This window comes from Paenibacillus sp. J5C2022 (assembly GCF_025567625.1).
GTDB lineage: Bacteria > Bacillota > Bacilli > Paenibacillales > Paenibacillaceae > Pristimantibacillus.
Map to the genome: position 1 here is coordinate 1 of NZ_JAOQJC010000016.1, position 25,109 is coordinate 25,109.

Below are 25,109 nucleotides of genomic sequence, written 5' to 3' on the forward strand. Positions count from 1 at the left end.
TGTAACGTCTTTTCTCACTATTTTCATAGATTATGGTAATATAAAGAAAGAAGCTCTCCCTGAACGGAAAGAAGGATGACATGCGCACTATTCAAAAACGTTACCGTCAAATCTCTACGCTTGCAGTTGTGTTGTTCACGCTCTCTGGTATGCTCCTTCTCCTAATGCAGATCCAACCGACGGATGAAAGGAATGCTCCGCCCAGAGCGGAACGCGGCGTGCTGGATTTGACGAAGCGGGACTTTCACAGAGACGGCACAGCGGTTCTCAATGGCGAATGGGAGTTTTATTGGAAGCGGCTGTTGCCCGGCAGCGACTTCGGAAGACCGAATCCTCCCGAGCCAACCGGATATGCTGACATGCCGGGCGTATGGGACAAGTATCGCTTGAAAGGAAGCCCACTGCCCGGATACGGGTATGCGACGTACCGCTTGAAAGTGAAGACTGGCGGGAATATCGGGCCTCTTACTCTCTACATTCCGGTTATCACCACTGCATACAAAATGATGATCGACGGCCGAACGGTGGCCGAGGGCGGCAAGGTTGCAGAATCGAAGGCGGAGGCATACGCGGCGTATGTCCCGCAATCGGTCACCTTCCAACCCGTTGCCAGTGAGTTCGATATCGTTCTGCAGGTCTCCAATTATTATTATCCGAACGGCGGCATCTGGTACGAGATGCAGTTGGGCACTCCGGATCGGGTTGCCGCCGCGCGCGCAGGCGATGTTGCCTGGGATATGATCTTTTTCGGAAGCACCTTCATGATCGGGGTTTACCATCTCGTTATCTATGTGTTGCGTCGGCGGCAACGGTCCGCTCTCTATTTCGGACTTATCTGTCTACTCATTTCCTTTCGGGTGCCGGCTGTCAGAGACGTTCTGATTCTCGGGTCTTTCCCGAGTACCGATATCGGCTTGCTCACTTTCATGGAATATTTCTCTTATTATGGCGCGATTACCTTCGCCACCATGTATCGGCGGGAGCTATTTCCTGAACAGTACGCTGACAAAATAATCAAGCCACTCGTATGGATCTGCGTCGGATTCATGGCAACCATCGTCCTATTTCCGGCGGAAATCTATACGGAGTGGATCGGCTTGTTCCACTATGTTGCTTTCATGAGCGTGTCTTATCAAGTGATCGGCATCGCGGTGGCTATTTGGAACAAGCGGGAAGGCTCATGGCTGCATTTGTTCGGTGCGTTGGTCATCATTGTGGCGATTATTCACGATATTTTATTTTTAACAGACCCGCTGCGTTATCACGGGTTCGGCAGGCCTGTGGTTCCGTTAGGCATCACGGTGATGGTGTTAATCGAAGCCGTTGCACTGGCCAGACGGTTCACAGGCGCCTTTCGGACGATCGAAACGATGACGGACAAGCTCCTTAAGATGGATAAGCAGAAAGACGAATTTCTCGCAAATACCTCACATGAACTGAAGACACCGCTTCACGGGATCATGAACTTATCTCAGTCCGTAATGAATGAAGCGGAAGGGAGCCTGACGCAAGTGCAGCGGGACAATCTGGCCACCGTCGTCTCAGTGGCGCGCAGATTGTCCAATCTGATTAACGATATTATGGATTTTTCCCGGCTAAGAAACAGCGAAGTTTCGCTAGATCGCCGGCAAGTGAATGTAAAGGCAGTGCTCACCGCCAACCTCCAAGTGTTCCACCATTATATCGGAACGAAGCCGATTCGGCTCGACATCCGGCTGGCGGACGGACTCCCGCTCGTATACGCCGATGAGAACCGGCTCCTCCAAATTTTCTATAACCTGATAGGAAATTCGATCAAATTCACGGCAGCGGGCGAAGTTACCGTAACTGCGGAAACCGATGGGGAGATGGTCAGGTTTTTCGTATCCGATACGGGAATCGGGATTGAGGAAGACAAACAGGAGATCATCTTCTGTTCGTTCGAACAGGTCGGCACGGCGGTCGCGAAGGAATATGGCGGCGCCGGGCTTGGACTTGGCATTACGAAGCGGCTCATTGAGCTTCATGACGGCTCCATCGAAGTCTCCTCCATTCTGGGGCAAGGTTCTACGTTCTCTTTCACGATGCCCATAGGGAAAGAGCAAACGGAACACGCCACGGACTATCGGAACACACCGTCTTTGATCGGTACGATCGAGTTATCCGCAGAACTCGCTGCAGCGACAGCAGAGCATGGACCCGTGACGAATGCGCAGTTCACGGTTCTGGCCGTCGACGACGATCCGGTCAATTTGCGGGTCATCCTTAGCGCTCTGGCGATAGAACCGTATCGCGTGCTTGTTGCCCGCAGCGGAGAGGAAGCGTTGAAGCTGCTGGAGCAACGTCCCCGCGTCGATCTGGTCATTCTCGACGTGATGATGCCGGGGTTGTCCGGTTACGATACATGCCGCATCATACGCCAGAAGTACTCGCTTACCGATCTGCCTGTACTGCTGTCGACGGTGAAGAATGAACAAGAAGACTTGCTGAACGGCTTCGCCGCCATGGCAAACGATTTTTTGCCGAAACCGTTCAATACCTACGAGCTGCAGGTGCGTGTACGGACGCTGCTCCACATGAAACGGTCGGCGGAAGAAGCGGTCGACTCCGAAATCGCGTTCTTGCAGGCGCAGATCAAGCCGCATTTTCTGTATAACGCCCTGAATACGATCGTATCTTTCTCGCTGGATGATCCGAAGACGACCTACCGTTTGCTTATCAAGCTAAGCCGCTATTTGCGAAGCAGCTTCGATTTCAATCATGTGGACAAGCTGGTGCCGCTGAGTAAAGAACTGGAACTTACGGAATCGTATTTGGACATCGAAAAGGCTCGTTTCGGGGATCGGTTGCGAGTGGTCTATGCGATCGATGCCGATGCGGATTGCATGCTCCCTCCGCTTGTGCTTCAACCTATCGTGGAAAATGCGGTGCGTCATGGCATCATGAAACGAAAAAAAGGAGGAACGGTAGGCATTTCGGTACGGCAGGAAGAGCGGTTTGTCATCGTTACGGTCGAGGATGATGGAATGGGGATGCCGCAGCCGCTACTGCAAGCGCTGTTCGCGGACAAGGATGGACAGGGAGGCGTAGGGCTGCGAAATATTCAGACGAGAATGCTGCGGATGTACGGCTACGGGCTGGAAATGGACAGCAAGGAAGATCAAGGAACAAAAGTGACGATGCGATTTCCTGATGGGAGTTGACGAAGTATGATTCGAGTGATGGCCGTCGATGACGAGTCACCTGCGCTGCGACAAGTGGAAAGAGTGTTGCGGGCATTTACCGGCGTGGACATTTGCGGTCTGTTTACGGATGTTGACGAGTTTATGGCGCGGCTGCATGCAGAACCGGTCGATCTGGTGCTGCTCGATATGGAAATGTCGGATAGCCACGGACTGCAATTGGCGCAAAGCATACGATCGATTCGAGAGGACATCTGTATCGCGTTTGTGACGGCATATGACGAATATGCAGTGGATGCGTTCGACGCGGATGCGATCGATTACCTGTTGAAGCCGGTTACAGAAGAACGGATGCAAAGAACGTTGCATCGTTGCCTCCAAAGACAATTACGATCGGAAGGCAACGCGGGCGACCGCGTCGGTACGAAGAGTGTTACGATTCACTGTTTCGGCCGCTTTGCGATTATGACGGGCCAAGAGCCTGTCCGATTTCGCAATTCGAAATCGGAAGAGCTGCTCGCTTATTTGATTCATCACAACCGGGAGCCGGTCGATAAAGCGCAGATCATGGAGGCGCTTTGGCCTGGCCGGGATCCAGTGCGGACGCTGGCGAACTTGTACAGTACCGTTTACCAGCTTCGCAAGGATATGGAGGCAAGCGGCCTGTACGACGTCATAGAACAATCCAAGGGCGGCAGCAGAAGTTACCGATTGCGGCTATCCCCGGACCATTGCGATTTGTACGAGTATGAGCGGTTGTGCGGACAAATCAAGAGCGATGGGTTCGACCTCGCGCTTGCCGAGCGGGCGGTCGAACTGTACCGGGGCGGATATTTGCAAGATCACGATTACGGTTGGGCATCGCTGCGGAAGACGGAGCTGGAATTCCGATACGAGGAGCAGCTAGAGGAGATTGTTCATGCCTATGTACAGTTGGGGCGTTATCGGAGCGCTGTGCCGATACTGCAAACATGGGCCGAACGGTTCCCTTTCGACGAGCGGATCCACGCCAAAATGATTGCCCTGTATCTCCTTATGGGAAGTGCGGCCGATGCTAGAAAATATGCTGCGCATGTCGGTGATGAAATCTATCGGAAAGAATTGGGCGCTGTCCTTGATCTTGATGTTGAAATTATTGCATTGAATCCCCATGATTGGTTGAATCGCACATCGGACGGCTAGCTGCCATCCGGCGTTTTCTTTTCAGTTTGCTTTTAGTGTCTTGAAGTATAATGGGCGAAGCAATGAAAAAAATGTCGGAAGGAGTCATCACATGTTGACAATAAAAACGCGCATGTTCGTTCATGTCGCGATGATCCTGGCATTATTAGCCGGTTTACTGCTTCCGATCGGCGCGCCTCTCACCTATGCTGCGGAGGCGGGAGGCGGCAGCCGGGCGGTTGTCAAGATTGCCGGCGGGGCAAACCATTCGCTGGTGCTCAAAGCAGACGGCTCCGTTGTTGGCTGGGGATATAATGTTGACGGTCAAACGGCCGTGCCGACAGCGGCGCAAAGCGGAGTCGTCGCTATCGCAGCGGGATTTGGCCATTCCATGGCACTGAAATCGGATGGTTCCGTCGTCGCTTGGGGATATAATGGTTCCGGTCAAACGACCATGCCTTCAGCGGCGCAAAGCGGAGTCGTCGCCATCGCGGCGGGATATACCCATTCGCTGGCGCTCAAAGCAGACGGCACCGTCGTCGCTTGGGGAAATAATGATTCCGGTCAAACGACCGTGTCTTCAGCGGCGCAAAGCGGAGTCGTCGCCATCGCAGCAGGAAGAAACCATTCCATGGCGCTCAAATCGGACGGCACCGTCGTCGCTTGGGGAGATAATAATTACGGTCAAACGGCCGTGCCATCAGAGGCGCAAAGCGGAGTCGTCGCCATCGCAGCGGGATTGAACCATTCGCTGGCACTCAAAGCAGACGGCACCGTCATCGCTTGGGGATATAATGGTTCCGGTCAAACGACCGTGCCATCGGCGGCGCAAAGCGGAGTCGTTGCCATCGCAGCGGGACATGGCCATTCCATGGCGCTGAAATCGGATGGCACCGTCATCGCTTGGGGATATAATGGTTCCGGTCGAACGAACGTGCCGACAGAGGCGCAAAGCGGAGTCGTCGCCATCGCAGCGGGGCTTCACCATTCCATCGCGCTGAAATCGGACGGCACCGTCGTCGCTTGGGGAAATAATGACTACGGTCAAACGACTGTGCCGGTCGGACTCGCTTCACCGGTCAAAGGGAGCGGAATTGCCGCGGGAAGGTACCATTCGCTGGCGCTGAAATCGGACGGCACCGTCATCGCATGGGGAAATAATGATTGGGGTCAAACGACCGTGCCATCAGAGGCGCAAAGCGGAGTCGCCGCCATCGCAGCGGGATGGTCCCATTCTCTGGCACTCAAAACGGACGGCTCCGTTGTTGGTTGGGGATATAATAATTACGGTCAAACAACCGTGCCGACGGAGGCGCAAAGCGGAGTTGTCGCCATCGCTCCGGGGCATGATCATTCGCTGGCGCTGAAATCGGACGGCACCGTCGTCGCATGGGGAGATAATACTTTCGGTCAAACGACCGTGCCTGCGGAGGGGCAAAGCGGAATCATCGCCATCGCTCCGGGGTATTATCATTCGCTGGCGCTGAAATCGAACGGCTCCGTCGTCGCATGGGGACATAATGAGTACGGTCAAACGACCGTGCCATCAGAGGCGCAAAGCGGAGTCGTCGCCATTGCAGCGGGAGGAAACCATTCGCTGGCGCTCAAAACGGACGGCTCCGTCATCGCATGGGGAAAAAATGGTAACGGTCAATCGACCGTGCCTTCTGCTGCGCAAAGCGGAGTCGTCGCCATCGGAGCGGGAATACACCATTCGCTGGCACTCAAAGCAGACGGTACTGTCGTCGCATGGGGACTTAATGATTACGGTCTAACGACCGTGCCGACGGAGGCGCAAAGCGGGGTCGTCGCTATTGCAGCAGGGTATTACCATTCCCTGGCACTCAAATCGAACGGTTCCGTCGTTGGTTGGGGATTAAATTTTTATGGTCAAACAACCGTTCCGGGAAGTGCCGATCTGAGCGGATTGACGCTGCAAGAGGGTGCATTCGTTGAGCCGTTTCAGCCTTCGGTCACCGCTGTAACGTCATATATCGGCCCCTCAGTTTCAACCGTGCAGGTTACGGCGACACTCGCAGACGCTGTGGGCGGGGCATTGTTTATCAACAATGAGCGGCAAACGAGCGGCGCTGAAGTTGCCGTAAACGTAGCAGGGCCGTCAACTGTCATTCCAATTCGCGTCGAACCTTATTTGCTGCCAAGCAAAACCTATACGATTACGGTGCTGAGAGATTCCACGCCCCCCGATATTCAATTCAGCGTGAACGGCAATGCCTCTTCCGGGAAAACCGCAGCAAGCTTCGTAACGGTTATGGATGCGGAAAGCGGACTTGATCCTGCTTCGCTCCAATACGCCTGGACGCAAAGCGCGAGCGTCCCCGTCAGCGGATGGTCCGCATTCGCGAGCGGAGATACGCTGACGCAAGCTAGCGGAGACGGCAGCTGGTATTTGCACATCCGCGCAGCCGATCAGGCAGGCAATGTGCAGAGTCAGGTTTCGAACCCCTTTGAGCTAGATAACACGAAACCAATTGTTACTCTATCAAGCGCTGCAGGCGGAACGGTTAATGCCGCTTTCCCGATTACCGTCACCTTCAGCGAAGCCGCAAGCGGCTTTGATGAGAGCGACATCGTTGTCGGCAACGGCACCGTTTCGGATTTCGTTTCTGTCACTGCGACTGTTTACTCCGCCGTGATCAACCCGATCGCGAGCGGTCAGGCGGTGGCGGTAATCGTTCCGGCGGAAGTCGTGACCGATGCGGCAGGCAACGGCAATGAAGCGACAACTGCCAGTTACCTGTATGACACCACCAAGCCTACGGTTGTTTTCGACGGCTTCACCGCTAATCAGATTTTCACGACTCCGCCAGCCTTCGTGACCGTTACCGTCAGCGAAGCGGTCTACTGGGCGTCGGACGGAGCGGAGTTGACTTCTGCCAATGCGTCTGCGCTCATTAGCGTAGCGAAGGACGGAGAGCCATTTGCAGATTACACGCCAACCTATGATGAATTATCGCGTACGTATACCTTGACGTTTAATGGCCCGCTCGGCGACGGCGTTTACGAGGTTAAAGTCGCCGGGAACGCGGTTGAAAATAATATTCATAATACGCTTGACGCGTCAAGTATGAGCTTAACCATAGCGGTGCCTGTCGTGATTGGCATTTCCGCAAGCCCTGCAATATTGTCCAGTGATGGAGGAAATGCTGCAGTCGCGATAACAGGGTCGAATCTCGCCGGGCAAACGGTTAAAGTCTATGTAGACGGAGCGGAATCCGCCACTGCGAACGTGGACAGCGCCGCAAGCGCGGCGGCAACCGTCGCAATCCCGCAGAACGCGACCACAAGCGATGTCATCCACACCTTGACGGTGTATCTGAACGGCGTGGAGGTTGCTGACCAATCCGCGACGGTGACGGTGAGCGGCAAGTCCATCACAAGCAATAGCAGCGGTACCGTTTCCGGGCCGTTCATCGACAATAACGGTGTGCCGCTAGATCCGGATACCATCGACACCGCGAAGCCGTCCGTCACGTTGGAAGCAACGCCCAAGGACGGAGTGATTTACGTCAGTTTGCCGGCAAGCGTTTTAACTCGTTTTGAAGGGAATAACGCCGCTTTTATCATCAAGATTCAAGCGCCTTACGGCAGTTATCAAGTACCGGTCCATCTGGCATCGCTCATACCCGGACTGAAGGAATTGCTTGCCGCAGACGGCCTCCAGGCAGAGGATATCAGCTTCAAGATCACCTTGACCGACAAGTCCGGCGATAGAGGCATACAGACAGCATTGGCAAGCGACTTGCCGAAAGGCAAAGTAATGGGCGCGATTGTCGATTTCCGCATCGATATCTTAAACCCGAAGACAGGCCAAACAATCGGGACGGCGGATCAATTCAGCAAGGCGCTGACAAGAGTGATTCCGATGCCGAAAAATAGGTCAGGCATGCCGTCGCAATGGGGCGCATTCCGCTATAATGAGGAGACCGGGAAGTTCGATTTTGTCACAGCTCGGAGCATGCGGATCGATGGCACGTGGTATGTCATGATCAGCTCACATTCCAACAGCATGTATGTCGTAGCGGACAATGCAGTGAGCTTTACCGATATACAGAAGCACTGGGCCCAATCGTACGTCGAGCTTGCTGCTGCAAAAGGGCTGGTTAACGGAGCTGGCAGCGGGAAGTATAGACCGGACAAAGCCGTAACGAGAGCGGAGTTCACCTCCATGCTCGTTCGGGCGCTAGGACGAGGCACATCTACCGGAATCACAGAGCCTTATGACGATGTGAAGTCCGGGACGTGGTACTACGGTGATGTAGCGACTGCGAAGGAGCTTGGATTGCTAGACTTTGTGAACGGCACGAGCTTCAAGCCGGATCAACCGCTGACCCGCGTGGAAATGGCGAGCATGCTGGCGGCCGTCATTGCGCTGGAGAAACTCCCGTTCACTAAGGAACGGGTAAGTTTGTACGGCTACAAGGACATAAATGATATAGATAAAGCCTATCTGGAGGACGTGCGCTTGATGGTCAAGCTTCAGATTATGACAGGCATTGACGCCGACATGTTCAGTCCGAAGGGAGAAACAACACGCGCGCAGGCAGCAGTCGTATTCATAAGAACGATGAGAACGCTTGGAATGATAGATGGATAACAGCGGGAGAGCGCATCGCTGGCAGCGATGAGGTCAGGGGTTCGATCCTCCTAGGCTTACCAAAAACAAGAATCCAAACCACTTCATACGAAGTGGTTTTTCTGATTTGGCAGGGTTCTCGAAATCCTGAGGGTTTGTCTTGTGTGGACGGAAAGGAAATGATTCAATGAAGTAGCACGGCATCTGAATTTACCGCTGCGATCTGCTTCGGCGAGTCGCAGGTCGTCTTAATAACCCAGAGAATTAGCAACACGGTCAGAAATTGCTTCAATACGCATCAAAAAACGACTTGACATTGGAGTCAACTCCAATGTTATTCTGAATTCATGGAAAAACTTTATTCTATACAAGAGGTTTCGCGGATACTTGGGTTGCCGAAGGATACGCTTCGGTATTATGACCGGATTGGGATCGTCTCGCCGTCTCGGAAAGACAACCGGTACCGCAGGTATTCGAAGGACGACCTCATAGACTTGATGAATATTCAGATCATGCAGTACGCGGATTTTTCTCTTGATGAAATGCGGGGGAAATTAGGTTTCCGAAAGATGGAAAATATTGACCCTGATTACTGCGAAGAGATTGCTGCGTTCCTCGATGCCAAGAATGCAGAAACGCGCAAGAAGATTGCCCATCTAGAAATGGTCAGTCAACTGCTCAACAGAGCAGCCGAAACGCTAAGAGACTTTAATGACGAAAGCGACCAACAGTTGGCAGAATTTGTCCGCAAAATTTTCAAGGATATCAGAAAGAATGAAGCGGAAATTTCCAAGAAGGGTTGTGATGACCATCAAGGTTAGGAATTTTTACTACCTGATTGCAGGCGTTCTTGCAATGCTGTTTGCGGTCACGCATGTATGGAACGGGCAATCCGTTGTGCTGCCGACGCTCGACATTAAGGCGATATCCATGGAAACCCAGACGGTATTCACTTATGTTTGGCACATAATAACGGCGGAAAATCTGGTCATCGGCATCGCACTCACTTCCATGTCATTTCAAAGTGATCGATCGAAGATCCGGTTTGCCGCATGGATGATCGTGGCGATTCTGATCATCCGACTGATGGTCATTCTTAGCGTAACGGCATTGCTTGACATTTCGGCGCTTAATGATACTTTAATTGATTCGATTGCAATCGTAATCTATGTCGCCTTGATCATACTGGGCACAAGAATGAAGAAAAAACAGTCTAGTGGTCTGCAGCCACAGTAACAGCTAACTCTGCAGACTTGCTCAAAGCAAGTAAGGAATCTCTGCTCATTCTTGATCGAACATGTTGATCAAAGTTGCACATTCAAACTTGTGTTGCTATCGATTGGGGCAGTGAAACCGATCACGGCGGTAGAGCGCATCGCTGGCAGCGATGAGGTCAGGGGTTCAGTCCGCGTCAGGGAGTGAATGATACACTCCCTGAAAAGGAAGACGACTTAGCTGTCGGGGTCCCCGCAAAGTAATCGGAATAGGCTTCGAAGGTTATCGTCACTTTGTGGGGTGTGATCGCGGTAACAATCCGGTAACATGCGGTAAAATTAAAAGTCAGAACACATAAAATAACCAGAAATAACGTTGTGGGAGTAGTGTAAGCAAGCATGAGCCGCGTGGGAAGTCCTTAGAGTTCTTGCAAAAGGCAGGCATTGTGGATAAGGACGGTAAACTTACGCCACAATATCAAGAAAAATGATGTATTCCAATTTGCCGAATTTCGTACTTGGCTTTCATGGCTGCGATAAAGCTGTCGCTGAAAGAATACTACTTCAAGAGGATAAAATGCGTTCCAGTGACAAAGATTATGACTGGCTTGGTCCTGGAATTTATTTTTGGGAAAACAACCCCGGGTGCGCTATTGACTATGCACGAATGCTAAGGGATGCCGACAGAGCTCATAGAAGGATTCGATATTCCATAACATAAGAAAAGCCACTTCAACTGAAAGGGCTTTTTTTGCTTATTCATTAATAGAATTGGAGGGAGATCTGTTTCGGTGAATAGGCATCTTGAGCAGGTTATATCGATTATGATATCAAAAACACGACCAATGAAAGTCGTGTTTTTGATTTTGTAGCATTCGGGGCCGAAGCCTAAGCGGAGGGAACTGAGTATTACTTCGCGCTTGACTATGGAGAGCGGATGTTCATCGTTCTCAGCTCCCGCCTACGACACAGAAGCGATTACAACGTTCTAATGTATGGTTAAGTTGATTTCAGGATGGTCCTCCTGAATTTCCTTAATTTTATTATCATTAATTCCCTTTAAATGTTTATCAAAGAAGCCAAGTGCCATTTCGTTAATCAATTGATAAATCGCATTTACATCTGCGCCTGCTTCATTAATGATCGGTGAAACTGCTGCTAAGTCTGTAAAACTGCCATGATTGGTTTTAGGAATCAACGTTGTGTACACACCAGGCTTTTCAATTGTTTTATTTCTCAAATAGGATTCCACAAACAATTCATCCCTGTTTCCTGGTTCCTGACTGTTCGCCTCCTCCATGAACTTGATAGAAGCCTCGGCATTCATCAGCATAAACGGCTTTCCGGGACCATCTTTCGGCATAGGATCGCCATACAATCCGCCATCCATATCAATAGCGGCCTTTATTCTATTATCCTTTACCAACATTTGAGCGGAAGTGGCGCCGCCAAAAGAATGACCTAACATACCAATATGATCATAGTCTATTAACGCAGCAATTGGCTTAAATTTGTTATCAAAATCAGCTTTGATTACTTCATCTAAAACAAAAGCGGCATCCTGTTCCCAAAGCTTAATCCGATTGTTTAAAAAAGTGATTGTGTTTTCAATGGGTGTAAAATCAACCTGATCCCCATCCGGGAAAACCGTTGTTGCCGCGTCGCCGGTAAAGTTAAGCGCAACGATTACATAACCGTGACTCGCCAACTCCTCCAACTGGAAGGTGTTTTGTTGACTATATAGGCTCATTCCATGCGCAAATAAAAGAAGTGGAAATTTTTCTGTTGCTTGTAATGGTGTGGCATTTGTAAACGAATGTGTTTTTGTCAATCCCAAATGAGTTGTTGCGATATAGGGGAATCCCTGTGTAACTGATAATTGTTTAGTTAATGCATCGATATTTTCATAGTAAGGAGCAGGAGTGCCCGAGTCCTTTTCAGCTGGATAATAAACCTGTACCATCAATTCACGATAGACTTGACTATTTGGAACGACAAATTCTTTTCTATTCTGATCGATAAGATGAAATGCTTGAGTCCCTACCGCATACTCGCCAGTAGGCTTTGGAAAGGTGAGAATGGGAAATAGCATTGGTAATATAACTATGGCAGTAGCCGCTGCAACAATACCTGCCCCTTTTAATAGTTGCACTTCCCTTTTTTTGGATACCATTGTGTTACCGGGTTTGATAAAAACCTGGAGTGTTAAAAGCAGTAACACAAAATACGAAGGTATCATGCGCCAGTTTGCCCCGATTGCAATAATAGTTGCCAATAAAAATAAATAATTAACCGATAAAATGGCGACATTATACTTTGTTAAACCACGTTGCTTATAAAACAAAAAAATGCTTGATAATACCAGTATAGCGACAAAAATAATCTCAAAGTTTCTCATAATAGAAGCTCCATTCCACATACATACGATTGAATGTATATGATTAAATTTTTTTACATTCAAATGAATGTAAATAGTCAAAATAATAAACTACATGGAGTAGTTTATTGTTCTTGGGCACTATCAAACAGCTCTAGAAAGATAACTTTCAATTCATTGTTGACAATTGGCATGCCAATTCCTTCAAACATCAAGCCGATATGTTCAATTTTTAGAACAAATTCCTCTCGGCTTACGTGAAAAATTCCCGGATTCATCCAAATATCAAAAAGCATTGTAAAGCTTTCTGCTGTTTGCTTTGGATAAGCAACCTGGATCGAACCGTCTTGAATACCATCTTCAATGATTTTTTGAATGCCTGGCGCAACTACTCTCATACCTTCTGTGATACGGCTAAAAACAAAATCAGCTGAATTCATTTTGCGAGAAGCGCTTGACAGGTCACCGTTTTTTATACTTTGTTTGATCGAGTACGAAATTCCTTTTCTTAAACGATCCAGCGCATTCAGGTTTTCTAAATCGTTAATTTCATTAAAAACATGATGTTCCATTAACATCTCTTTGGTGATGGACTGAATGAGATCTGAGATTGTTTTGAAATGATGATAGAAAGCACCTCGAGTAATGTCTCCTACATCATCTACAATATCTTGAACCGTTACATTGCTCCAGCCATTCAGCGTAAATAATCTAACAGCAGATTCCATAATTCTCTTTCGTGTAATTTCCGGAAATTTGTTTCTGGCCATTTCAATTCTCCTACACATACATTTAAATGTATCTAAAATGATAAACGAAGCCATATGATATGTCAACATTGGCCATTCTCATTACTAAACGGCAGTGATTAATCCATCCGCATTCCATCGGAATGCGCTTGTTTCTTGTATTCGCTCGGCGAGAGCTGGAAGCGTGAACGAAACAAGCGGTTGAAATGTGTGTAATGTGCGAAGCCGCATTGGTATGCGATTTCTTGCAGTGTCATGCCGGGGATGAGCATACGCTCCTTGGCGATTGACAGGCGGACATCGATCATATAGTCCATCACGGATTGACCAAAGGCTTCCTTGAATAGTTGAGAGGCACGCGACACGCTTAAGCCCACCGCGGCGGCGATATCAGGCAGTGTACGAGACTCGGTGGCGTGCTTCTCGATAAAAAATTTCATACGGTTGGCGATCGAAGATTCATAGGACATGTCGCTATCCTCATTGGCGAGCAAACGTTTGACATGGAGCAGCAAGCATCGGGTCAGATAAGTGGAAATATCTGGTTCGGTATTGCACATGCTTTGCTTTTCATAAATAAGATGCTTCCAAATCGAGATGAGCATATCGTTTATGCCGATATGCTGGCAGACAACAGATCCCTTGTCCGACCACCACTGCGCGATCCAATTATCGGCGGGATCGATGCTGAGGTAGTAGTCGGCGCAAGGCGCCTTGTCGTTCCCCTTAATATCCAACTGGTAGCTGTCGTCAGGCGAACAAAGCAGCAAATTGCCGGGACGAATCATGTATGGCGTATCTCCGACTTCCACCACGCAAAAGCCTTCGGTTTGCAATCGCAGCAAGTAGAAGGGGATGGCGCCTTTTTTACGGAAAAAAACTCGTGTATGCCGGGAGTAGCCGACACTGAGGATGGACATGCCCATCGCCCCGCTTTCTTGTCAGAACGTAAAATACGTGAACTAGCAGTTTCGTTTCCAATATTTTAATCTTACTTCTGTCATGATGTAAAGTGATAGTCAGTTTAAGTTGCTATCGTATAATAAGTAAACTTTTTCGGCAATGAAGTAAACGACATTTATTGGGGAATTGGCTATACTGGGAACCGATAACTCATTCCTATTGAAGATGACGGGGGTTGGAAGGGATGCAAAGTAAGTTAGCGGTTCAGCTTTACACGCTTAGAGAGGCATGCAGTTCCGATTTTCATCAAGTTTTGCGCGACTTGAAAGCAATGGGCTGGGGAGGCGTTCAACTCGCCGGTTATCATGGTCATGCCCCGGCAGAGCTCGCTGCTTTTATTCAGGAAACCGGATTGCAGGTGGCAGGCATGCATGTCAGCCTGGGGCGCATCAAGCATGAGCTTGAAGAGCTGGTTCATGAGGCGGGGTTATTTGGGACTCGCGATATCATTTGTCCTTCTTTGCCGGTTGAGATGCGCAATGAAGCAGGCTATCGCGAAGCGAGAGAGCTGTTGAACAAGGCTGCAGAAGCGGTCAAGCCTACAGGAATCCGCATTAGCTACCACAATCACTCTTTTGAATTTGAGGAGACGGTGGATGGTCAGTTTGCGCTTGAATATATGCTGAAACCATCCGCGGATAATTTGGTGCTGGCCGAATTGGATGTGTTCTGGGTGAAGAAAGCCGGGCAGGAGATTGAGCACTTCATCGCGTTATACGCGAACCGGATGCCAATTATTCATCTGAAGGATATGACGGCGGATGACAGGAGAACCTTTGCTCCCATCGGCAGCGGGATCATCGATTTTACGCCGATTTTGCACTGGGGCGAACAGAATGGCATTGAATGGTACGTAGTTGAACAGGATGAATGCGACAGCGATCCGATGGCATGCGTCGCAAGCAGCTATCGTTATCTGGCAGCGCTGATCTCCGGGATGGGGGCGAAGGTAGGATGAGTGGAAAGATTAGAATGGGCATCGTTGGAGCAGGGAATATATTTCGGGGATCGCACTTGCAGCCGCTGCTGGATCACCCGGAGGTGGAAATCGTTGCTATATGCGATGTCAATGGTGAGCGGGCGGAAAAGACGGCGCGAGACAACGGCATAGCCGACTACTATACGGATTACCATGAAATGCTAATGCGCGGCGATATCGATGCGGTCGATATTTGCACCTCCAATCTGTATCATTCGGAAGTGGCGATCGCTGCTTTGAAGGCAGGCAAGCATGTATTCTGCGAGAAACCGGATGCCGTCAATCCGGAAGAGGCGCAAAAAATGGCCAATGCGGCCGAAGAAAGCGGCAAAGTCATGATGACAATGCGCAATAATCGGTTCACCCCGGCGGCAAAATACTTGAGGCGTTTCATAGAAGAAGGTCATATGGGCGAAATATATACCGGCCGCTGCGGCTGGATACGCCGCCGCGGCATCCCGGGCAAGGGCGGCTGGTTTACGACAAAAGAGCTGTCTGGCGGCGGTCCGCTGATCGATCTTGGCGTGCATTTTATCGATTTGACAATGTGGCTGATGAACAACCCGAAGCCGGTTACCGTCAGCGGCGCGACCTATACGAAATTCGCCAACAATGAAATCGCCGACTCCGTACACAGCGGCTTTGGCGAAAAGCAGGAGAACGGCACGTTTGACGTAGAAGATTTGGCAACTGGCTTTATCCGTTTTGACGGTGGCGCCACGCTTCAAATCGAATTCAGCTGGGCCTCCAATATCGGCGAAGAAATGAGTTTTATTGAGTTGCGCGGGACGAAAGCAGGTTTCCGCCTGAAAAACGGCGAGGTGGAGGTGTTCTCGGAGTCGGCAGGCCAGCTGACGAACGTAAAACCGGTTATGAAAGGCACGCCGCCGCCGCCGCATGGCGAGCATTTGAAACATTTTATTGATGTCGTGCAAAGACGGGCCGAGCCGACGATTACGCCGGCGCACGGCGTAGAAATGATCAAAATTTTGTCTGCTATATATAAATCCGCCGATACAGGACGGGAAGTTGTGTTGTAGCAGCTATATGGTCGTGGCCAGATTGTTAATAATACCACATTGACCGATATCTATCGGGAAATGAGTGCCGCTGAAAAGGTTGAAAATGAAAAAAGATCGCCGATCGAACCTGTTTGTCCAGGTGATTGGCGATCTTTTTGGCGTTCTGGCAGATGGCAGTCATGAATTCCTGCTTAGGCTTAGAACGAAGCGTACGAACACCGATATAAACGAGGATCTAATATTATTACCTGACCGACATAAGCATTATCCATACCTGATTGTTAGCATTTATGCTAGTTTCATATACATGGCTGATCTTAAACATTGGAGGTGATGCGATAGAGTAATGGTTGTCTCATCCATTTAAAGTAATTCAAAAACGTGATGGGAGGAATAGTCCGATGAACAAGACCAAACGCGCAACAGCTCTGTATCTAGCTATCATCATGATTTTTTCGATGCCTCTACCGGCAATAGCTGATTTTTCCGTTGAGAGTGATCGGGATCCGATACAGGTTATCGGCAATTATGTTGACCTCGATTTTAATGAAGACAGACCAACCGGAAATAGCTCTACCTTAACGATTGATCCTGTATTCATAGGAAGTGTTACGACCGATGGCGTAACTTCAAATGCGGGAATAGTTGAACATGAGGATTATTCAAGTTCATTTTATTTGGAGGCAATAAGCACGCATGCGGGAACATACAAAAGCGCTATAAATCGTACGAATCATCTCGGGATTCAAGTAAAACTGAAATTTAATAACACAACCTCGCGCAGAGATATTTTTGACATGAAAAGTATGAATCCGAACAATGGGCTTCCCCCGGCTTGGCCGGTCCTTGTTATTTTTGACGCGGATGGGAAGATAAAGGATTTCAGAAATCATGTAGTCGGTGAATATGCGGCTGATGAGTGGTATGACATTGTCATTGATTTGGATAGTCCCAATCATCAATATTCCTTCTGGATCAATGGACAATTGATGGGGGATAAGCTTGACCTCGGCAATTGGATTGGACCTGCGCAAAGTAAAATGGTTCAACGGTGTCAGCCAGGGAGCGTGCCTAGCCGCACAATAATCTCATCCATACAAGTGGATATAATCGAAGAGCCCATACGTTTAGAGAGTCTCTCTCTTGAACAATTAAATGACGATTTCTATGTTGGCGACGAAAATGCTCTTCAACTATTGAAGACACCAGAAAACGCTGAGGATGGCTTGGATTGGGTATCCAGCAATGAAAATATTGTCGCGGTCAATCAAGACGGTGTTGTCACAGGCATATCTCCAGGAGAAGCTGTTGTTTCTGTCACTTCTATGCAAAATCCGGCAATTGGGGCGCAATTGTTGATTAGCGTGATGCAGAGACCGTCGTTGCCGGTTCCCATATTGATTAACCCTAATTATGTTAACCTTGATTTTAATGTCTATAGTCCCGTGGACAATGGGAATACCATTACGATTGATACCAAACTTCTGGGTACCGTCACTATTCAAGATGGAGTAAGAATGGCTGGGATCATGAATGAACACGGAACTAACGCCTTTTACTTGAAAGCGATTACAGAGAGCGTCTCTACGTGGAAAAGCTCAATTAATAAAACGGATCGTATCGGCATTCAGGCTAGCGTTCAATTTAATAATACGACCTCTCGCAGAGACTTCCTGGATATGAAAAGTTTGAATCCGTCCGACGGCAGCGCGCCGGCATGGCCTATACTTGTTATCTTCGATCAGGACGGCAAAATTAAAGACTACAAAAACAATGTAGTCGGCGAGTATGCGGTGAATGAATGGTATGACATTGTGATTGATTTGGACAGTCCAAATCGTAAATACTCCTTCTGGATAAATGGATTGCTGAAAGGTGACAGCATCGATCTGGGCAACTGGGTTGGCCCGACGCAAAACAAAATCGTGCAAAGAAAACATGCGACAAACGATCCAAGCCAAATGCTGATTGCAAGCTTCAAAGCGGGAGAGATAGTGTCCCCCTTAACAGATATCATTCCACCCGAAGCGTTAATAATAGAAAAAGGGAAGGCTGCACACATCAATCTGCACACTGTACCTGAAAAAGCATATATCAAGCAATTGACCTGGACCTCCTCTGATACGAGCGTTGCCAGACTTGTCGATAATGGATTATTGGCGCTGGAGGAAGGCGATGCCGAAATTACAGTTACGGAGGAAGCATCCGGAATTAGTAAAACATTCCCGGTAACGGTTGTTGCTGCGACTGAGCCATGGGAATCGAAACCAATCGGAAACGAGATTCGGTACCTGCTGCATTATGGCATGCAGGAGCAAATGGATTATTCGATTGAGCAACTAAATACAGCCGAAGTACAGACCTATATGAATATGGATGAAGCCGCATTTGCGCTTGAGATTGCGACGGAGTCCAGCAAACTGATTGAGCTCGATACGCATACAAAGTTTGAAGAGATCGCAAGGAAAATGGCGCAAATCTATCGATTGAATGAAGAAGAAGCATACGCGAGAAGAGCGGCGCTAATTTTGTTTCATTTAGCTTTGGACTATCCGCGCCTTGCCTTGAATGACAATTATGAGGATTTTAAAACAGGAGAAAATACGGTTCCGCATCATTCCGTGTTTGCTTACAACTTCATAATGGAATCGAATGTATGGGAAGAGTTATCGGATGAATGGTCTGCTAATGAGATCAAGCAACTGATAGAAGAGTTGTGGTTTCGTCCATCCGTACATGAGGTGATTCAGTGGATCAACAGCAGACATATGACCAATATTGATCCCTATGGCGTTCGTCAAGGTCTGGCCACGGCTTCCATCTTGAATGATCCCGATTCGATTCGAGATTTCATCCGCATCATGGACAAGTTTTTTACAGGTCAATATTACTATGCGGATGGCATGTGGGAGGAGGGGACGATTGACTACAATAATCAGGTAGCCAGAAATTTGGGTTTTGGAATCCAAATTTTAAAAGAGTGGGCGGACCCGGATCGATACATCGATCAGGAGTTAGGGCTGCAGCTTCATAATACGGATTTAAGCTATAGATGGCCATTATTGCAAATGACCTCCGACATGGATCAACGGTTAAGGTATCCCGATGGGACTGCAGTTTCTGTTCATGACAGCTACGGCAGAACCGGCAATCCGCAGCCTCTGCCGATTCGGAGCGAAGCTTTAAGTAACGTAGAGCTCTGGAACTATGGATATTATGGCTTAGTAAACGGTGATATACAAGACGCGACGCATGCCGGCTTATTGTATCAACCTCTGTTATCAGGGTTTCTTGGGGGGCATACCCATGCGAACTATCTGGCATTGACACTCTGGGGAGCCGGTGCGGAAGTATTGCCTGATACAGGCTACATTAACCGTACTACCTATGCGGACGGATCTGGCGCAACCTTGCGATATCCGTCCATGAGACCGCTCTTCCACAACATGCCATGGATCTGGAGAGAAGACGGAGCGAATGAAACGGCGACCAATGAGTGGCAGAAACCTGCATTGTTAGCCTATGATTCGGGCGAGTCTAACGGAAAGGCCATTCAACTCATTGAAGCGTCTGAGCCGGGTGCCGATGGCCGCGGCAGCGATATGAACCGAAGATTGATTATACTTGTTCAACTGGATGGAAACCGTAGCTATACTGTGGACCTGAGCAGGCTGCAGGGGGGACAAGCGCATGAAATCTATCTTCGCGGCTCGGAGCTTGAAGACATCGCGGCTCAGACTGAAGGAATAGCGCTTACGGATACCGGCGCTGCCCATCTGACGGAATATTTGCACTCGATTCATAGCCCGGAAGGATTATCCATAGACAGGGAGCGTCTAACATCTCCTCGGGCAGGCTCCGGAGAGAGTGAATTTCAATTGACTTGGAAGGGAGAGGAAACGGGCTCGTCTATTCGCGCATTTATGAACGGCGTAGAGGGTTCTGACGTCTTCTTCACATCAATCCCTCAAGCGAGAAGAATAACGACAAAATCGGAAGAAGCCGTCTATACAACACCTCATCTCACTAGAAGGAGGATGGTAGATGAGAATGAAATAACCAAATTTGGCGCTGTGTACGAAACGTTCCGAAATGAGCAAGAAGGCATGGTTTCAACTGTACAGTGGTTCGAACCTGAAGACGGCAACTCCATGACGAGCATTGCGGTTGTAACAAGCGACAAATATAAGGATACGATCTATCTTAGCAACGATGCGGTAGAACGCTCCTTTCAGGGCATCACATTCGCTGGAAAGATAGCCATGGTCAGAATGAATAGAGAGTCAGGTAAAACGGTTTACAGTTATGTATATGGCGAAGGCAAGGTTAAGACGAAAGATAAAACCGTAATTGGTGATCAAACGGTAGTGAAGAAGATTACGGCTACGACCACAGCTTCGCTTAACCCGGATCTTGATCCTTCCGATAGGGCCAATACGATCACTGTGAACGGCAAAGTCGCCAACAAGCAGGCATTCATCGGCAAGTGGCTTCAAGTGAGATTCGGCGATGGCTCCGGCTATGGCATGAAAATTAAAAAAATCAATAACGCGGGGAGCGATACCATTATTACAGTGGAGCAATATGTACCGTTCAGCTTGACTGAATCGGGGATAACACTAAATTTTTCGCCTCATGCAGTCATTCCAGGGGATGCGTACATAGAGCTTAACGCATCTAAGTTCAAGCAATGTAGACAATAGGAGAGTGAGTGAATTCATGATGACGAAACTTATGAGAACAGTAGTGGTTGAAGGTCCCCGACAAGCAAGGGTAATGAAAGTGCCAGTGCCAACGCCCGGTCCGGGCCAAGTATTGGTGAAGGTATCGGCTGTAACGACATGCCCGCAATGGGATATGCACATTTACTACGGCAAGCCAATGTTTGGAGACAGCATCTCCTATCCTTATCCGGCTGGACAACCCGGTCATGAGATGACGGGTATTGTTGTGGAAACTGGCAGAGATGCTAATCGACTGCGACCGGGCCAAGCGGTATGCGCATGGAGAGATCCGGGACATTCCAATGCCGGCTGTTATGCGGAATATGTGCTGATGGACGAAGCGAATCTCATTGAAGTCCCCTCCCATCTGGCGCCCGCTGCAGTTGTCAGCTTGGAGCTGGCTATGTGCGTTGCATCACTTATTCTTAGATTGAATGCTTTCACACCCATTAAGGATAAAAAATGCGGCGTCAATGGTCTGGGTCCTGCCGGGTTAATCGCTGTTCAAATGCTAAGAGCGGAGGGGGCCTCGTCTGTTATTGGCATCGATCCCCATCCGGATCGCCGCAGTCTTTCGCTAACGCTTGGCGCAACGGAAGCTTATGAGCCCGGATGCAATGAACTCCCAGATCGCATGCATAGAGATGCCATTCAGTTGGCGGTCGACTGCGTAGGCTATCCGCAGGCCGTTCATGCTCTTATGAGCCATACTCGCGAAGCGCTAGGCTTGTTCGCCGTTCAGAGGGAGCCATACACGCTGGATCAGCGCGGCTTGTCGATTATCGGCTATCCTGGACACTACCGTGAAGCAGCCGAATATGCGTTGAAGCTGATTGCAGAGAACCAGCTGGATCTGCGTTCTCTTATTTCCAAGGAGCTGCCATTGGAAAGCTACGAAGAAGGTGTTGAGCTGTTGAAGAAACAGGAAGCGATAAAAATATGCTTTGTTCCTACCATGTAGGAGAATGATTTTCGATCCGTCTCATCATAGGAGGAATGTGAATGAAGGGCTATGCTGTTGTATTTCCCGATAAGCTGAAAGTGGAATATGCCGAGGTTCGACTGCCCGCGCCGGGTCCTAACGATTTGCTCATTGATGTAGCTTACTCTTGGATTAGTATAGGAACAGAATCCTCTTTCCTGCGCGGAGAACGAGCGGGAGGGGAAACGCCCTACGAGTCAGGTATGCCATGGCCATTCCCTCAAGTGCCGGGCTATCAGAAGACGGGAATCGTGAGAAGCGTCGGGAGTGACGTGAGAGGGTTCTCTCCCGGAGATTCAGTATTCGTATCCGGCAGCAAGGTAAATCATATGTATGGTTTCGGAGGAGGTCATGTCAACCCTGCCATTGCGGAAAGTGAGCATGTGTGGAAGCTCCCGGCGCATGTCCCTTTAGAAGCATTCGCGGGACTCGTCCTCACGCAAGTCGGTTATAATTGCGGAACGGCTTCTCCCCTACGCGCCGGTGAATGCGCAGTTGTCATCGGTGACGGTCTTGTCGGTCAATGGACCGCTCAGACCTTGGCGAATCGCGGGGCGCTCGTCGTTGTTCTCGGCAGGCACAAGGAAAGGCTCCGCCTGTTGCCGGACAACGTCTCGGCAGTCCATGTTCGTCAACAGGAGCCGGAGGACGTCATCTATCCTGGAGGCATCTCCGTCATCGTCGATACGGTGGGCGACCTGGATATGGTTATGCGACTTGAACCCAAGATGGTTAGAGGCAGCCACCTAGTTTCGGCCGGATATCTCGGCAACAAGGGAATGATCGATATTCAGAAACTTCGCAAGAAGGAAATAACGCTATATACGCCGTCCGGTATGACACGTCAACGCATGGACGCGACGATTCAGGGAATTTCGGACGGCTGGCTGAATACGATTCCACTTATTACCCATCGGTTTCCTGCGGAATACGCTGCTAAAGCATGGAAACTGATCTTAGCCAAGCAAGAACCGTTTCTTGGCATATTGTTGGAATGGGACGATAAGTTTGCAACGGAAAGGGTTGAATAAGAATGACCATCTCGATTAATCGTCGCGCTCTGATTGCTAGACATAATCCAATCATGAAAAGCGTAAATCCGTTATCGCCGCTGTCAGTAGGGAACGGTGAATTTGCCTTTACGGCCGACTTTACGGGATTGCAGAGCAATCCGCAAGCCTACAAGGTTGCGCTAGGAACGCAATCCCAATGGGGCTGGCATAGCAGTGGCGGCCGGAACTTGCATCGGTTCGATGATTTGAAGCTGACGCAAGCGGATACGTACGGTCGCAATGTCGGCTATCCCATTGATGAGAGCGGCCAAGAAAAAAAGTTTCATTGGCTGAGGCAAAATCCGCATCGGGTGCATCTTGGGCAAATTGGCTTTGGGTTCCTGGATGAGTGCGGGCAGGAGGTGCCTCTAGAGAACCTAAAACCTTACGAGCAGGTTCTGAATCTTTGGAACGGGATGCTGACAAGCCGGTTTTACGTCGATAAGGAGGCTGTAACCGTGTATACCTGCTGTCACCCCCATCAGGATCAGATTGCTGTCAGAGTAGAGTCTAGTCTTATGGCAAGCGAACGGTTGAATGTTCGGATTGCATTTCCTGCCTCGATGGAGACGGCCGAAGCGTGGCCGGACGGAATAGCGCTGGTTTGGGACTTTGATGAAGAGCATGAGACGACACTCCGGTTAAGAGAAGACGGAGCCTTATTCGAGCGGAAGATGGACGATGATGGATATCGTATGGTTATGGAATGTGTTGAATCCGGTTTCCATCAATCGGGACCGCATCGCTTTACGATGGTTCCGAGAGACCGAAGTGAATCCTTGGAATTTGTATTTGGCTTTTGTCCCCTTCAGAACGAGTTGAACTTGGTCTCTTACGAAGAGACGGCAAAGGCGAGTGCAAGCCATTGGGAACGCTTTTGGATGAGCGGAGGGGCGGTCGATTTTCAAGAATGCCGTGATTCCCGCGCTATCGAGTTGGAGCGCAGAACGGTATTGTCACAGTTTCTTACTGCAGTGCATTGCGCTGGAGGGAATCCGCCCCAAGAGACTGGACTTCTGTATAACAGCTGGTACGGAAAGTTTCATCTTGAAATGCATTGGTGGCATGCGGCGCATTTTTCCTTATGGGGTCGAACGCCTCTGCTTCGAAAGAGCATGGAATGGTACCGCAGCACACTGCCAGTTGCGCGCGAGCTGGCGCGGAAGCAGGGGTATCGGGGGGCACGGTGGCCTAAGATGGTTGATCCTTCAGGGGTGCAAAGCCCCTCTACAATCGGAACGATGCTGATCTGGCAGCAGCCGCACATATTAGTTTTTGCAGAGTTGTGCTACCAAGCTGAGCCGACGATAGAAACGTTAAGTTATTTCCGAGATGTGGTAGGGGAAACGGCCGAATTTATGGCTTCTTTCCTTCATTACGAGCAGCAGCGGAACCGATACATACTGGGACCGCCGCTTATTCCTGCCCAGGAAACTCATCACTTCGAGAGCGTGTGCAATCCGGTATTCGAGCTTGAGTATTGGCGATACGGCCTGCAGATTGCTCAGCAGTGGCGAATGCGGCTGGGACTCGGGAAGAACCGCGAGTGGGAGCGTATAGGCTTGCAATTGTCCCAGCTGCCGACAGCTGATGGTGTATATATGGCCCATGAGCGCTGTGTGGATACGTACACCGTTCATAATCATGATCATCCCTCGATGTTAGGAGCATTCGGAATGCTGCCCGGCGAGAAGGTAGATCCCGAGACAATGCGCAGGACGCTGCATAAGGTTATAAAGGATTGGAGGTGGGAGACGACGTGGGGATGGGATTACCCCATGGCGGCGATGACTGCCGCACGCTTGGGAGAGAGGAATCTTGCCGTCGATATGCTGTTAATGAATACGGTGAAAAATACATACTTGCCAAATGGTCATAATTATCAGTCTCCCACATTGTCAGCCTATTTGCCTGGCAACGGAGGATTGCTGAGTGCCGTTGCGCTAATGACGCGAGGCTGGCGGGGGGAGAATTTCAGGCATGCGCCCGGCTTTCCTGATGATGGCTCTTGGACAGTGAAACAGGAGGGTCTTTCCTGTTTGTATTAATGCGCATACGTCAATATAACGATATTTTAATAGCCATATAACTATATTCCATTCTCTCTCAGCATGCCATCCAATAAAAT

Annotated in this window: 14 protein-coding genes; 11 read left to right on the plus strand and 3 right to left on the minus strand. The window is 49.5% G+C overall.

Translation table 11 applies throughout. From position 1 onward, the window contains the following. Positions 1-80 precede the first annotated feature (80 nt). The 5 genes from M6D81_RS14475 to M6D81_RS14495 all read left to right on the plus strand — a co-directional run bounded on the left by M6D81_RS14475 (position 81) and on the right by M6D81_RS14495 (position 10,155). Complete coding sequence (locus M6D81_RS14475; RefSeq protein ID WP_262677617.1) at positions 81-3,182, plus strand: hybrid sensor histidine kinase/response regulator; 3,102 nt, start codon at positions 81-83, stop codon at positions 3,180-3,182. Between the two features lie 6 nt (positions 3,183-3,188). After that, positions 3,189-4,343, plus strand: a complete 1,155-nt coding sequence (locus M6D81_RS14480) for a response regulator (protein WP_262677618.1) — start codon at positions 3,189-3,191, stop codon at positions 4,341-4,343. Positions 4,344-4,434: 91 nt separating this feature from the next. After that, positions 4,435-8,940: an RCC1 domain-containing protein gene (locus M6D81_RS14485; protein ID WP_262677619.1), complete on the plus strand. Its 4,506-nt coding sequence runs from the start codon at positions 4,435-4,437 to the stop codon at positions 8,938-8,940. Between the two features lie 326 nt (positions 8,941-9,266). Continuing rightward, on the plus strand, positions 9,267-9,740 hold the full coding sequence (locus M6D81_RS14490; protein ID WP_262677620.1) for a MerR family transcriptional regulator: 474 nt from the start codon (positions 9,267-9,269) through the stop codon (positions 9,738-9,740). Further along, positions 9,724-10,155, plus strand: a complete 432-nt coding sequence (locus M6D81_RS14495) for a hypothetical protein (protein WP_262677621.1) — start codon at positions 9,724-9,726, stop codon at positions 10,153-10,155. The genes M6D81_RS14490 and M6D81_RS14495 overlap by 17 nt, the downstream gene beginning before the upstream one ends. A gap of 966 nt (positions 10,156-11,121) precedes the next feature. Here the strand turns inward: M6D81_RS14495 and M6D81_RS14500 are convergent. The 3 genes from M6D81_RS14500 to M6D81_RS14510 all read right to left on the minus strand — a co-directional run bounded on the left by M6D81_RS14500 (position 11,122) and on the right by M6D81_RS14510 (position 14,179). After that, complete coding sequence (locus M6D81_RS14500; protein ID WP_262677622.1) at positions 11,122-12,531, minus strand: alpha/beta hydrolase family protein; 1,410 nt, start codon at positions 12,529-12,531, stop codon at positions 11,122-11,124. A 104-nt stretch (positions 12,532-12,635) separates the two neighbouring features. Further along, a complete protein-coding gene (locus M6D81_RS14505; RefSeq protein WP_262677623.1) occupies positions 12,636-13,280 on the minus strand; it encodes a TetR/AcrR family transcriptional regulator in 645 nt (214 codons plus the stop codon). Positions 13,281-13,378: 98 nt separating this feature from the next. Further along, positions 13,379-14,179 carry an AraC family transcriptional regulator gene (locus M6D81_RS14510; RefSeq protein ID WP_262677624.1) on the minus strand — a complete coding sequence of 267 codons (801 nt, stop codon included), beginning with the start codon at positions 14,177-14,179 and terminating at the stop codon, positions 13,379-13,381. Between the two features lie 227 nt (positions 14,180-14,406). Here M6D81_RS14510 and M6D81_RS14515 point away from each other — a divergent pair, with 227 nt between their 5' ends. The 6 genes from M6D81_RS14515 to M6D81_RS14540 all read left to right on the plus strand — a co-directional run bounded on the left by M6D81_RS14515 (position 14,407) and on the right by M6D81_RS14540 (position 25,029). Continuing rightward, positions 14,407-15,180, plus strand: coding sequence for a sugar phosphate isomerase/epimerase family protein (locus M6D81_RS14515; RefSeq protein WP_262677625.1), 774 nt, complete (start codon positions 14,407-14,409; stop codon positions 15,178-15,180). Beyond that, positions 15,177-16,241, plus strand: a complete 1,065-nt coding sequence (locus M6D81_RS14520; RefSeq protein ID WP_262677626.1) for a Gfo/Idh/MocA family protein — start codon at positions 15,177-15,179, stop codon at positions 16,239-16,241. The genes M6D81_RS14515 and M6D81_RS14520 overlap by 4 nt, the downstream gene beginning before the upstream one ends. 383 nt (positions 16,242-16,624) lie before the next feature. Beyond that, positions 16,625-20,926 (plus strand): Ig-like domain-containing protein, encoded by a 4,302-nt coding sequence (locus tag M6D81_RS14525; protein ID WP_262677627.1) that lies wholly within the window; start codon positions 16,625-16,627, stop codon positions 20,924-20,926. Positions 20,927-20,942: 16 nt separating this feature from the next. After that, on the plus strand, positions 20,943-21,908 hold the full coding sequence (locus M6D81_RS14530; protein ID WP_262677628.1) for a zinc-dependent alcohol dehydrogenase: 966 nt from the start codon (positions 20,943-20,945) through the stop codon (positions 21,906-21,908). Positions 21,909-21,949: 41 nt separating this feature from the next. Beyond that, positions 21,950-22,960 (plus strand): alcohol dehydrogenase catalytic domain-containing protein, encoded by a 1,011-nt coding sequence (locus tag M6D81_RS14535; protein WP_262677629.1) that lies wholly within the window; start codon positions 21,950-21,952, stop codon positions 22,958-22,960. 2 nt (positions 22,961-22,962) lie between these two features. Then, positions 22,963-25,029, plus strand: coding sequence for a glycoside hydrolase family 65 (locus tag M6D81_RS14540; protein ID WP_262677630.1), 2,067 nt, complete (start codon positions 22,963-22,965; stop codon positions 25,027-25,029). Positions 25,030-25,109 lie beyond the last annotated feature (80 nt).

Excerpts from the sequence above, each read along its gene's own strand:
- M6D81_RS14495 (WP_262677621.1), top strand. The coding sequence starts at position 9,724 with ATGACCATCAAGGTTAGGAATTTTTACTACCTGATTGCAGGCGTTCTT.
- M6D81_RS14515 (WP_262677625.1), top strand. The coding sequence starts at position 14,407 with ATGCAAAGTAAGTTAGCGGTTCAGCTTTACACGCTTAGAGAGGCATGC.
- M6D81_RS14530 (WP_262677628.1), top strand. The coding sequence starts at position 20,943 with ATGATGACGAAACTTATGAGAACAGTAGTGGTTGAAGGTCCCCGACAA.
- M6D81_RS14540 (WP_262677630.1), top strand. The coding sequence starts at position 22,963 with ATGACCATCTCGATTAATCGTCGCGCTCTGATTGCTAGACATAATCCA.
- M6D81_RS14480 (WP_262677618.1), top strand. The coding sequence starts at position 3,189 with ATGATTCGAGTGATGGCCGTCGATGACGAGTCACCTGCGCTGCGACAA.
- M6D81_RS14525 (WP_262677627.1), top strand. The coding sequence starts at position 16,625 with ATGAACAAGACCAAACGCGCAACAGCTCTGTATCTAGCTATCATCATG.
- M6D81_RS14505 (WP_262677623.1), bottom strand. The coding sequence starts at position 13,280 with ATGGCCAGAAACAAATTTCCGGAAATTACACGAAAGAGAATTATGGAA.
- M6D81_RS14510 (WP_262677624.1), bottom strand. The coding sequence starts at position 14,179 with ATGTCCATCCTCAGTGTCGGCTACTCCCGGCATACACGAGTTTTTTTC.
- M6D81_RS14500 (WP_262677622.1), bottom strand. The coding sequence starts at position 12,531 with ATGAGAAACTTTGAGATTATTTTTGTCGCTATACTGGTATTATCAAGC.
- M6D81_RS14485 (WP_262677619.1), top strand. The coding sequence starts at position 4,435 with ATGTTGACAATAAAAACGCGCATGTTCGTTCATGTCGCGATGATCCTG.
- M6D81_RS14520 (WP_262677626.1), top strand. The coding sequence starts at position 15,177 with ATGAGTGGAAAGATTAGAATGGGCATCGTTGGAGCAGGGAATATATTT.
- M6D81_RS14535 (WP_262677629.1), top strand. The coding sequence starts at position 21,950 with ATGAAGGGCTATGCTGTTGTATTTCCCGATAAGCTGAAAGTGGAATAT.
- M6D81_RS14490 (WP_262677620.1), top strand. The coding sequence starts at position 9,267 with ATGGAAAAACTTTATTCTATACAAGAGGTTTCGCGGATACTTGGGTTG.
- M6D81_RS14475 (WP_262677617.1), top strand. The coding sequence starts at position 81 with ATGCGCACTATTCAAAAACGTTACCGTCAAATCTCTACGCTTGCAGTT.